Here is a 10,151-nt window from a genome sequence, read left to right as displayed (position 1 = left end):
GAACGACACCTCGCTGCGGGTGTGGGTGCGCGGCGAAACGGCCTCGCCTGCCCTCGCGTGGCCTTCGCCATCGAACCGCGCCACCGACCTGCCCGGCCCCGCCAGCGCCAGCCAGCTCGGCACCCTCATCTACACCTCCGGCACCACCGGCCAGCCCAAGGGCGTGATGCTCAGCCACGCCAACATGCTGGCGGCCTGGCGCTCGGTGCAGGCCTACCTGCAACTGCGGCCTGACGACGTCATCGGCCTGGCGCTGCCGCCCAGCTTCAGCTACGGCCTGTACCACGTGGTCATGGGCCTGGGCATCGGCGCCACGCTGGTGCTGGAAAACACCGCGGCCTTTCCCGCGAAGCTGGTGCAACGCCTCGCGGCCGAGCGCGTGACGGTATTCCCCGGCGTGCCCATGCTCTGGGCCAGCCTGCTCGCGCTCGACCTGTCGGCCCACGACCTGTCCGCGCTGCGCCTCATCACCAACGCCGCCGCTGCGCTGCCCGCCGCGCACACCGCGTTGTTGCGCGCGCGGCTGCCGCAGGCGAAGCTGCTGCTCATGTACGGCCTGACCGAGTGCAAGCGCGCGAGTTACCTGCCGCACGATGAGGTGGACATCCGCCCCGAGAGCGTGGGGCGCGGCCTGCCCTTCCAGGAACACTGGCTGGTCGACGACCACGGCCAGCGCCTGCCCGACCAGGGCTGCGCCACCGGCGAACTGGTGGTGAGCGGCGCGCACGTGAGCGCCGGCTACTGGAACGCACCGCCCGGCCTGGCCACGCGCATCACACCGGGCCCGCGCCCGGGTGAACACACCCTGCGCACCGGCGACGTCTTCCGCCGCGACGAGCACGGCTGGCTCTATTGCGTCGGCCGCACCGACGACATGTTCAAGTCGCGCGGCGAGAAGGTCTACCCACTGGAGGTGGAGCACACCATCTGCGAGCTGCCCGGCGTGCTCGAAGCCGCCGTCGCGCCCATGCCCGACGAGCGCCTGGGCCTGGCCGTGAAGGCGCACGTGCGGCTCAAGCCCGGCGCCACGCTGGCCGAGCGCGACGTGATCCGCCACTGCCAGGCCCGGCTGGAAAGCTGGATGGCGCCCAAGGCCGTGGCCTTCGTCGATCAACTGCCCCAGACCGAGTCCGGCAAGCTGCGCCGGCGCGACCTGGCCTGAACCCGTTTCCCTTTCATTCCAACGAGCACACCACCATGAGCACCATCAAAGCCGAGGTCCGGCGCTACATCGAGGAGAACCTGCTGCTGGGCGCTGGCGCCGTCTCGCCCGGCGACGACGAATCCTTCCTGGAGCACCAGGTGCTCGACTCCACCGGTTTCCTCGAACTCGTGGCGCACCTGGAAGAAACCTATGGCATCCAGATCGGCGACGACGAGATGGTGCCGGAGAACCTCGACTCGCTGAACGCGATCGAGGCATTCGTTCAAACCAAACGGGCAGTGGCCTGATGAGCGCCGCCACGCCGCTGGGGCCGCAGAGCCTCGAACTCGACTGCGCGGCCGAGCTCGCGCGCATCAGCGACTGGATCCCGCGCGTGCTGACGCAGAAGCTGCGCCGCCGCGGCCTGGTGGTGGCCATCAGCGGCGGCATCGACAGCTCCGTCTGCGCCGCGCTGAGCGTGCGCGCCGTCGGCGCGAAGAAGGTCTTCGGCCTGTTGTTGCCCGAGCGCGATTCCAGCGGCTTCAGCACCGAGCGCGGCCGCCAACTGGCCGAGCACCTGGGCATCGAGTACCAGGTGCACGACATCGCGCCCGCGCTGGAGGCCCTGGGTTGCTACCGTCAGCGCGACGAGGCCATCCGCCGCGTGGTGCCCGCCTACGGCGAAGGCTGGAAGAACAAGATCGTCATCGCCGGCGGTGTCGAGGGCGGCATCAACTACTTCAAGCTGGTGGTGCAGTCGCCCGACGGCGAGCAGCAGAGCGTGCGCCTGCCGCTGCGCGAGTACCTGCAGATCGTGGCCGCCACCAACTTCAAGCAGCGCGTGCGCAAGACCATGGACTACTTCCACGCCGACCGCCTGAACTACGCGGTGGTGGGCACGCCCAACCGGCTGGAGTACGACCAGGGCTTCTTCGTGAAGAACGGCGACGGCTCGGCCGACCTCAAGCCCATTGCCCACCTTTACAAGACTCAGGTGTATGCCATGGCGCGCCACCTGGGCCTGCCCGAGGCGATCTGCAATGCCGTGCCCACCACCGACACCTACACGCTGCCGCAGGGCCAGGACGAGTTCTACTTCGCCCTGCCCTACGCGCAGATGGACCTGGCGCTGTGGGCGCTGGAGCATGGGCACTCGGCCGAGGAACTGGGCCGGGCCCTGAACATGGACACGGCACAGGCGCAGCGCGTGTACGACGACATCCGCGCCAAGCGGCGGGCCACCGAGTACCTGGCCGCGGCACCGGAACTGCTGCCGCTCTGAGCGGCTGGCCTTGCGCTACATTGCGCTCTTCATCGAGGAGCCCAACATGCCCAAAGGCGAACAGCGCAGCAACAAGATGTTGAAAAAGCCGAAGAAGGACAGCAGCCCGCCGCAGGAAGCCTCTCCCGGCGCCAGCCTGTCTCCGCGGCCGACGCCACCGGTCACCTCGGTGATGCCCAAGGGCAAGATGAAGAACAAGTGAAGGCGATGGCGGTGGTGTAGCCGCCGCCCGCCACCGCCCCGCGCCGGTCCCGCGTCCATGGACATCAAGCTCATCGAGGACCTGGCCGCGCTGGAGCGCTGCGCCAGCTTCGTGAAAGCGGCCGAGGCGCGCCACGTCACGCACCCGGCCTTCGGCCGGCGCATCCGCGCGCTGGAGGACTGGGCGGGCGTGCCCCTGGTGGCCAGCACCCGGGCGCCCGTGCGCCTGACCCCGGAGGGGCAGGCACTGCTCACGCAAAGCGCGCCGCTGCTGGCGGGGCTGCGGCAACTGCGCACGCAGTGGGGCGCGCGCGACGCCGCCGCAGGGCAAGGCAGCGGCCTGCTGCGCGTGGGCACCGGCCGAACGCTGGCGCGCACCCTGGTGGCCGACTGGCTGGGCCGCCTGCGCGCCACCATCCGCGGCGCGCGGGTGCAGTTGCGCACGCAGGCCATGGAGGAGATCTGCGCCACCTTCGAGCGCGGCGAGGTCGACCTGCTGATCTGCTACGAACACCCCGCGCTGTCCTATGGCCTCACCGGGCAGCGCTTCCGGCACCTCACCCTGGCCACGGATCGGCTGCTGCCCGTGGCGCGCGCCGACGCATCGGGGCGCGCGCGCCACGACCTGTTCGACGCCACCTGGATCGGCTACGCGCCCAGCCTCACCCTGGGCCGTTTGCTCGAGGACCATCTGACCGCCACCCGCACCGGACAACAACCGCCGCCCACCATCGTGTGCGACTCGGCCGACGCGGTGCTGGAGCTGGCCATCAAGGGACTCGGCATGGCCTGGCTGCCGCATTCGCTGGCCGCGGCCGCGGTGCGCGCCGGGCTGCTGAAGGTGCTCGGCGGACGCGGCGACCAGATCCACTTCGAGGTGCGGCTGTACCGCCACCGCGCGCGCCAGTCCGACTTGATCGAAGCCGCCTGGGAACACAGCAACCGCTAGACGGGTGACTCGCACGGGTCGGCACGGTTCGGTGCCGATCCGGCACGAAACGCCTTGTCGAGGTGCCTACAGTCCGCTTCACCGCTGCGCCGTTGCAGCCTACAAGGAGCGCCGATGAAGTCCCCACTTGTCCGCCGCCGTGAGGTTCTGATCCTCTCGGGTGCCGCCGCCGCCCTGGGCTGCGCGCCGGTGCTGGCCCAGGGCCCCAACTACCCCAGCCGCCCAATCACCCTGGTGGTGGGCTATCCCCCGGGCGGCAGCACCGACCTGACGGCGCGCGTGCTGGGCGAACACCTGGCCCGCGCGCTGGGCCAGCCGGTCGTCATCGACAACGTCGGCGGCGCGGGTGGTGCGCTGGGCGCGCAGAAGGTGGCGCAGGCCGCGCCCGACGGGCACACCCTGCTGCTGGGCAGCAACAACGAAATGGCCATCGCGGGGCTGGTCAACTCCGCGCTGCGCTACGACCCGCTCAAGCACTTCTCGCCCGTGGGCATGGTGGCCTCGCAGCCCATGGTGCTGGTGGCGAGCCCGCGCGCCGGCATGCCCGACGTCGCCAGCTTCATCGAGCGCGTGAAGCAGAACCCCGGCAAGTTCAGCTACGGCTCCTCCGGCATCGGCACGGGGCTCAACCTGGCGGGCGAGATGGTCAAGCAGGCCGCCGGGCTGTTCATCGTGCACATCCCCTACCGCGGCGTGGGCCCGCTCACCACCGACCTGATCGGTGGCCAGTTGGAGCTGGGCGTGTACGTGCTCTCCAGCGGCCTGCCGCAGATCAAGGCGGGCAAGGTGGTGGCGCTCGGCGTGACCGAGCGCGAGCGCTCGCCCGTGGCGCCCGACATCCCGGCCCTGGCCGAAACGCCCAGCCTGCGCACGGTCGACATCGGCACCTGGTTCGGCCTGTGGGGCCCGGCGGGCTTGCCGGCGCCGGTCACGCAGCGCCTGCGCGCCGCGCTGGCGGACTCGCTCAAGGCCCCCGCGTTGGTGGAAAAGCTGACGGCCTCGGGCGCGACCATCGCCCCCTCGGGTGCGGTGCTGGCCGACTTCCAGGCGGCCGAGATCGCCAAGTACCGTCGCATCGTCGACCAGGCCGGTATCCGCGTGTGATGCCGCCGCCATTCGAGATTTCGCCGCCCGACATGGGCCCCTGGCTGGCCGGCAACACCGGCACGCCCGGCGTGTGGCGATGGACCGCGGCCGAGCCCGGCCGGCACGTGATGGTGAGCGCGCTGGTGCACGGCAACGAGCTGTGCGGCGCCTGGGCCGTGCGCGAGCTGCTGTCGCGCGGGCTGCGGCCGCGGCGCGGCACGCTCAGCGTGGTGCTGGCCAACCTGGAGGCCTTCGCGCGCTTCGACCCGCAACGGCCGCACGTCTCGCGCTACCTGCACACGGACCTCAACCGCCTGTGGGGCGACATGCCCTGGCGCCACGACGGCACCGCGACCGGGTCCGAACACCGGCGCGCGCTGGAGCTGCTGCCGCACGTGGAGGCCAGCGACTGGCTGCTCGATCTGCACTCCATGCACGAGCCCGGCCCGCCCCTGGCGCTCACCGGCCCCCTGGCGCACCACGCCGCCCACGCGGCCGCCCTGGGGCTCGGCGCCCTGCGGGTGGCGGACGGGGGCCACAAGGCCGGCGTTCGCCTGCGCGACCACGGGCGCTACGGCCGCGCCGAGGCGCGGGAGGCCTTCGCCCTGCTGGTGGAGTGCGGCTACCACGGCGCGCGCTCATCGGTGGACGTGGCCCTCGACGCGCTCGCCCGCTTTCTCGCGCTCAGCGCCGTGGTGGACGCCACGGACATCCCGCGCCACTGGCGACAGGACGCAGGGCCTGCCGATGCGCCCCTGCTGGTGGTGACCGACGCCGTGACCGTGGCGCCGGATTCGGTCCCGGTCTTCGTGCAGCCCTGGAAGAGCGGCGACCGCATCGCCAAGGCTGGCACGCTGATTGGCTGGAACGCGGCGCTGCCCGTCACCACGCCCTACGACGACTGCGTGCTGGTGATGCCGACCTTGCTGCACGCCAGGCCCGGCGCGACGCTGGTGCGCTTCGCCCGGGCGACGCTGCCTTAGCTCGCGGTGGGCGGCAACACCAGCAGCGCGCGAAAGTCGTTCACGTTGGTGTGGGTGGGCCCGGTGACCACCAGATCGCCGAGCGGATCGAAGAAGCCGTAGGCGTCGTTGCGTTCCAGGTGCTGGCCCACTTTCAGGCCCTGGGCCGCCGCGCGCGACAAGGTGTCCGGCGTGACCATCGCCCCCGCGTTGTCCTCGACGCCGTCGATGCCATCGGTGTCGGCGGCAATGGCCCACACGTTCGCCTGGCCGCCCAGCGCCTGGGCCAGGCCCAGGCAGAACTCGCCCGCCCGGCCGCCGCGCCCGCGCGGCTGGCCTTCGGCGCGGGGCCGCACCGTCACCGTGGTCTCGCCACCGCTCAGCAGCACGCAGGGCGCCTGGAAGGTGCTGCGCCCCAGCGCCACCGAGCGCGCCAGCGCCGCGTGCACCTTGCCGACCTCGCGCGACTCGCCCTCGATCTCGTCGCTGAGGATGTGCGCCTGCAGGCCCAGCGCGCGCGCCGCCTCGGCCGCGGCCTCCAGGCTCTGCTGCGGCGTGGCGATGAGGCGCGTGTCGTGGCCGGCCAGGCGCGCATCGCCGGGCTTGGGCGTTTCCAGTTCGCCGGATTCGAGCGCGGCGCGCACCGGCGCGGGCACGGCGATGCGGTAGCGGTCGAGGATGGCGAGCGCGTCGGCGCAGGTGCTGGCGTCGGCCACGGTGGGGCCGCTGGCGATGACGCTCACGTCGTCGCCGGGCACGTCGCTGATGGTGAGCGTGACCACCTGCGCGGGCGCGCAGGCCGCCGCGAGCCGCCCGCCCTTGATGCGCGAGAGGTGCTTGCGCACGGTGTTCATCTCGCCGATGTGCGCGCCGCTGTCGAGCAGCTCGCGGTTGATGCGCTGCTTGTCCTCCAGCGTGAGGCCTTCGCAAGGCAGCGTGAGCAGGGCCGAGCCGCCACCGGAGATGAGGCACAGCACGAGGTCGTCGGCCGTGAGGCCCTGCACGAGCTGCAGGATGCGCTGCGCGGCTGCCAGGCCGGCCGCGTCGGGCACGGGGTGCGAGGCCTCCACCACCTCGATGCGCTCGCGCAAGCCCGCGGGGCGCGGCGGCGTGTGGTGGTAGCGCGTGACCACGAGGCCCGACAGCGGCGCCTCGGCCGGCCACAGCGCCTCCACGGCCTGGGCCATGGCGCCGCCGGCCTTGCCCGCGCCGATGACCACCGTGCGCCCCTTGGGCGGCGGCGGCAGGAAGGCGGCGGTGTTGTGCAGGGGCAGCGCGCGGCGCACGGCCGCGTCGTACAGGTGGCGCAGCAGGGCGCGGGGGTCTTGGAGGGACGGGCTCATCTCGTGCGGAGGGTGGATCGGGTTCGCGGCGACCCGGCATTGTCCACAACACGCGCCCTGCAAGGGGCGACCCGCGAAGCGGCGGAGCGTGGGGGCTCTTCAGGCCGCGCCGGGCCAGCGCAGCGGCCGTTCCTCGAACTCGGTGCTCAGCACCACGGTGCTGGTGGTGCGCGCCACGCCGGGGATGGCCTTGATGGCGTAGAGCACGTCCTCCAGCGCGCGCGCATGGGTGGTGCGCAGCTTGGCGATGAAGTCGTGTTCGCCGGCCACGCTGTGCAGCTCCAGCACCTCGGGCAACTCGCGCAGGCGCGGGGCGATCTCGCGGCAGTGCACGCCCCCGTCGTTGCGGATGGCCACGAAGGCCGTGAAGTGCAGGCCCACGCGCTCCGGGTTCACGCGCAAGGAGAAGCGCTCGATCACGCCGCGCTCGACCATCTTCTTCACGCGCTCGTGCACGGCGGCGGTGGACAGGCCCACCTCGGCCGCCACGTCGGCGTACGAACGGCGGCTGTCACCACTCAAGGCCGTAAGAATTCCGGCGTCGATGTCGTCGAGCTGAATATTTGCTTGCATGCGCGCTCAGTTCTGATAAAAATACGGCCTCCAGGCAATCCGCCGGAAATATTACGTCACAGGTGGCCGCATGCCGTCCATTTTCAACCGATTCGGCCCCGAAGGCCAATCCTGGCGCCTGGCCCTGGCGCTGCTCATCGTCTACCTCGTCTGGGGCACCACCTACTTCGCGCTGGCCGTGGCCATGCAGACCCTGCCGCCGGTGCTGATGAACGGCGCGCGCTTCGTGGCGGCGGGCCTGGCCATGCTGGCCATCGCGCGCTGGCAGGGCCTGGCCTGGCCCACGGCGGCGCAGTGGCGCGCCAGCGCGCTCATCGGCGGCCTGATGGCCTTCGCGGCCATGGCGCTGGTGGTGCTGGCGCAGAAGGCGGGCATCGGCTCCGGCTTGATGGCCACCGTGGTGACCACCATGCCCATGTGGCTGGCGCTGTGGACCCGCTGGGGCGGCGAGCGCGTGCCGCTGACGAGCTGGCTGGGCCTGGTGCTGGGCGCGGCGGGTGCCATGCTGCTGGCGCTGGAGGGCGACTTCTCCACCACCCTGCTCGGCACGCTGTGCGCCTTCGGCGCGCCGCTGGCCTGGAGCCTGGGCTCGTACGCCTCGCGCAAGCTCGTGCTGCCGCCGCCGGCCATGGCCTCGGCCGCGCAATGGCTGCTGGGCGGGCTGATGTGCGCGGTGGCGGGGCTGCTGTTCGAGCCCGGTGCGCGCGGCTTCCAGTGGGCGCAGGTGTCGGCGGCCTCCGCCCTGGCCTGGCTGTACCTGGTGGTGATGGGCACCATGGTCACGCTCAACGCCTACCTGTGGCTGCTCAAGAACACCAGCGCGGCGCTGGCGGGCAGCTACTCCTTCGTGAACCCGGTGGTGGCGCTGGCGGTGGGCGTGTGGCTCGGCGGCGAGCGGCTCACGGGCTGGGTGTTCATCGCCCTGCCCCTGATCGGCGTGGCGCTGGCGTTGATCCTCTACGGGCGGCCGGTGATGGACGCCGCCACCGCGCTCTGGCGTCGCTTCAGCGCAGGACGTCGAGCAACCAGCGGTTGAGGTCGCCCACTTCCTCGGGGCACACGCTGTGACCCATGGGGTAGCTGTGCCACTCCACGGGGTGGCCCAGCGCCAGCAACGCATCGCGCGCGGCCTCGCCGCGTGAGGGCGCCACGATCTCGTCGTCTTCGCCGTGGCCCATGAACACGGGCAGGCCGGCATTGGCTGCGCTGCGCTCGGCCGACGTGGTGGCGGGCAGCGGCAGGTAGCCCGACAGTGCCACCAGCCCGGCCAGGCGCTGCGGCGCGCGCAGGCCGGTGAGCAGCGTCATGGCGCAGCCCTGCGAGAAGCCCATGAGCACGATGCGCGAGGCCGGCACGCCCATCGCGACCTCGCGGTCGATGAGCGCCTGCACCTGCGCCATCGAGGCGCGCAGGCCGGGCTCGTCTTCCTGCCGCGGCTGCGCCGCGTGCGACGAGGGCGGGAAGATGTCGTACCAGGCGCGCATGGCGTAGCCGCCGTTGAGCGTGACAGGGCGCACCGGCGCGCTCGGAAAAACGAAGCGCACCGCGCCCACCTTCGTGAGGTCCAGCATCTGCGCCACGGGCACGAAGTCGTTGCCGTCGGCGCCCAGGCCGTGCAACACGATGAGGCTGGCCGCGGTGGGCGCGTCGGGCGCGCCCGAGCGGCCTTCGAGGAGTTCGAGTCCGGTGTCGTTCATGGGTGGCAGCATAGCCGCGCACCCACCACAATGCCCGCATGACACCCCAAACCCTGCTGCACCACGTCGACAACGGCCTGCCCTGGGCGGCGCGCCTGAGCACCGACCCCACCTACACCCTCGACCGCGCCTACGCCGACGCCCTGGCCGTGCGCGCGCTGCGCGTGGCGCGAGGCGAACGCGCGCTGGGCTACAAGGTGGGCTTCACCAACCGCGGCATCTGGCCGGTCTACAACGTGTACGCGCCCATCTGGGGCACGGTGTACGACCGCACGGTGGTGTTCTGCGAAGGCGAAGGCCGGCTCGACCTGGCGCACACCTGCGAACCGCGCATCGAGCCCGAGGCGGTGTTCGGTTTCCGCGCGGCGCCCGCCGCCATTGCCTGCGTCGCCGACCTGTTCGAAGCGCTCGACTGGGTCGCGCCGGGCTTCGAGATCGTGCAGTCGCACCTGGCGGGCTGGAAGTTCGCGGCGCCCGACACCGTGGCCGACGGCGGGCTGCACGCGCGTCTGCTGGTGGGCCGGCGTGTGCCGGTGCGCGACATCGCCCCCGACGCCGTGGGCCTGGACGCGGCGCTGGCCGGCGCGGGCGTGGTGCTCGCGCGCGACGGCGAGGCGCTGGACCAGGGCAATGGCGCGGCCGTGCTCGACGGCCCCGTGCAGGCCCTGTGGCACTTCGTGCAGGCGCATGGCGCCTGCCCCGGCGCGCCCGCGCTGCAAGCGGGCGACATCGTCACCACGGGCACCTGGACCGACGCCTGGCCCGTGGCCCCGGGTCAGACCTGGCATGGCGCCTTCGACGCGCCGCTCTCGCCACTGACGCTGCGGCTGGAGTGAGCTCCCCAATCGTTGGCCGACACGGGGAAAACCCAATGAGGGAATCGGCGCCCCCTCGCTAGATTGGGCGGGTTTCAA

12 protein-coding genes are annotated in these 10,151 nt (G+C 72.0%); 9 read left to right on the top strand and 3 right to left on the bottom strand.

Translation table 11 applies throughout. The features are described 5' to 3' along the window. The 7 genes from VLG41_RS10070 to VLG41_RS10040 form a co-directional block, all read left to right on the top strand. On the top strand, window positions 1-1,162 hold a 1,162-nt coding region (locus VLG41_RS10070; protein WP_325349257.1), incomplete at its 5' end, for a class I adenylate-forming enzyme family protein. A gap of 35 nt (window positions 1,163-1,197) precedes the next feature. Then, window positions 1,198-1,452, top strand: coding sequence for an acyl carrier protein (locus tag VLG41_RS10065; RefSeq protein WP_325349256.1), 255 nt, complete (start codon window positions 1,198-1,200; stop codon window positions 1,450-1,452). Then, on the top strand, window positions 1,452-2,426 hold the full coding sequence (gene nadE / locus VLG41_RS10060; RefSeq protein WP_325349255.1) for an NAD(+) synthase: 975 nt from the start codon (window positions 1,452-1,454) through the stop codon (window positions 2,424-2,426). Before VLG41_RS10065 ends, nadE begins: the two co-directional genes overlap by 1 nt. Window positions 2,427-2,472: 46 nt before the next feature. Next, window positions 2,473-2,628, top strand: a complete 156-nt coding sequence (locus VLG41_RS10055) for a hypothetical protein (RefSeq protein WP_325349254.1) — start codon at window positions 2,473-2,475, stop codon at window positions 2,626-2,628. A 57-nt stretch (window positions 2,629-2,685) separates the two neighbouring features. Beyond that, the gene (locus tag VLG41_RS10050; RefSeq protein ID WP_325349253.1) at window positions 2,686-3,576 is read left to right on the top strand and encodes a LysR family transcriptional regulator; all 891 of its coding nucleotides are present in this window, start codon (window positions 2,686-2,688) and stop codon (window positions 3,574-3,576) included. Between the two features lie 114 nt (window positions 3,577-3,690). Next, window positions 3,691-4,680: a tripartite tricarboxylate transporter substrate binding protein gene (locus VLG41_RS10045; protein ID WP_325349252.1), complete on the top strand. Its 990-nt coding sequence runs from the start codon at window positions 3,691-3,693 to the stop codon at window positions 4,678-4,680. After that, a complete protein-coding gene (locus VLG41_RS10040) occupies window positions 4,680-5,645 on the top strand; it encodes a succinylglutamate desuccinylase/aspartoacylase domain-containing protein (protein ID WP_325349251.1) in 966 nt (321 codons plus the stop codon). Before VLG41_RS10045 ends, VLG41_RS10040 begins: the two co-directional genes overlap by 1 nt. Here the strand turns inward: VLG41_RS10040 and VLG41_RS10035 are convergent. Next, window positions 5,642-6,967, bottom strand: a complete 1,326-nt coding sequence (locus VLG41_RS10035; protein ID WP_325349250.1) for a glycerate kinase — start codon at window positions 6,965-6,967, stop codon at window positions 5,642-5,644. The two genes, VLG41_RS10040 and VLG41_RS10035, sit on opposite strands and share 4 nt — an antisense overlap. Before the next feature lie 99 nt (window positions 6,968-7,066). Next, window positions 7,067-7,540 (bottom strand): Lrp/AsnC family transcriptional regulator, encoded by a 474-nt coding sequence (locus tag VLG41_RS10030; RefSeq protein WP_325349249.1) that lies wholly within the window; start codon window positions 7,538-7,540, stop codon window positions 7,067-7,069. Between the two features lie 70 nt (window positions 7,541-7,610). Here VLG41_RS10030 and VLG41_RS10025 point away from each other — a divergent pair, with 70 nt between their 5' ends. Further along, on the top strand, window positions 7,611-8,576 hold the full coding sequence (locus tag VLG41_RS10025) for an EamA family transporter (protein ID WP_325349248.1): 966 nt from the start codon (window positions 7,611-7,613) through the stop codon (window positions 8,574-8,576). Here the strand turns inward: VLG41_RS10025 and VLG41_RS10020 are convergent. Next, the gene (locus tag VLG41_RS10020; RefSeq protein WP_325349247.1) at window positions 8,545-9,237 is read right to left on the bottom strand and encodes an alpha/beta hydrolase; all 693 of its coding nucleotides are present in this window, start codon (window positions 9,235-9,237) and stop codon (window positions 8,545-8,547) included. The genes VLG41_RS10025 and VLG41_RS10020 overlap by 32 nt on opposite strands. 38 nt (window positions 9,238-9,275) lie before the next feature. Between VLG41_RS10020 and VLG41_RS10015 the strand changes: the two genes are divergently transcribed. Continuing rightward, entirely contained in the window at window positions 9,276-10,073 is a 798-nt protein-coding gene (locus VLG41_RS10015) for a hydratase (protein ID WP_325349246.1), read from the top strand. Window positions 10,074-10,151 lie beyond the last annotated feature (78 nt).

This window comes from Hydrogenophaga sp. (assembly GCF_035481345.1).
GTDB lineage: Bacteria > Pseudomonadota > Gammaproteobacteria > Burkholderiales > Burkholderiaceae_C > Hydrogenophaga.
The sequence above is the reverse complement of the archived record's forward strand: the minus strand, read 5'-3'. Positions and strand labels throughout refer to the sequence as shown.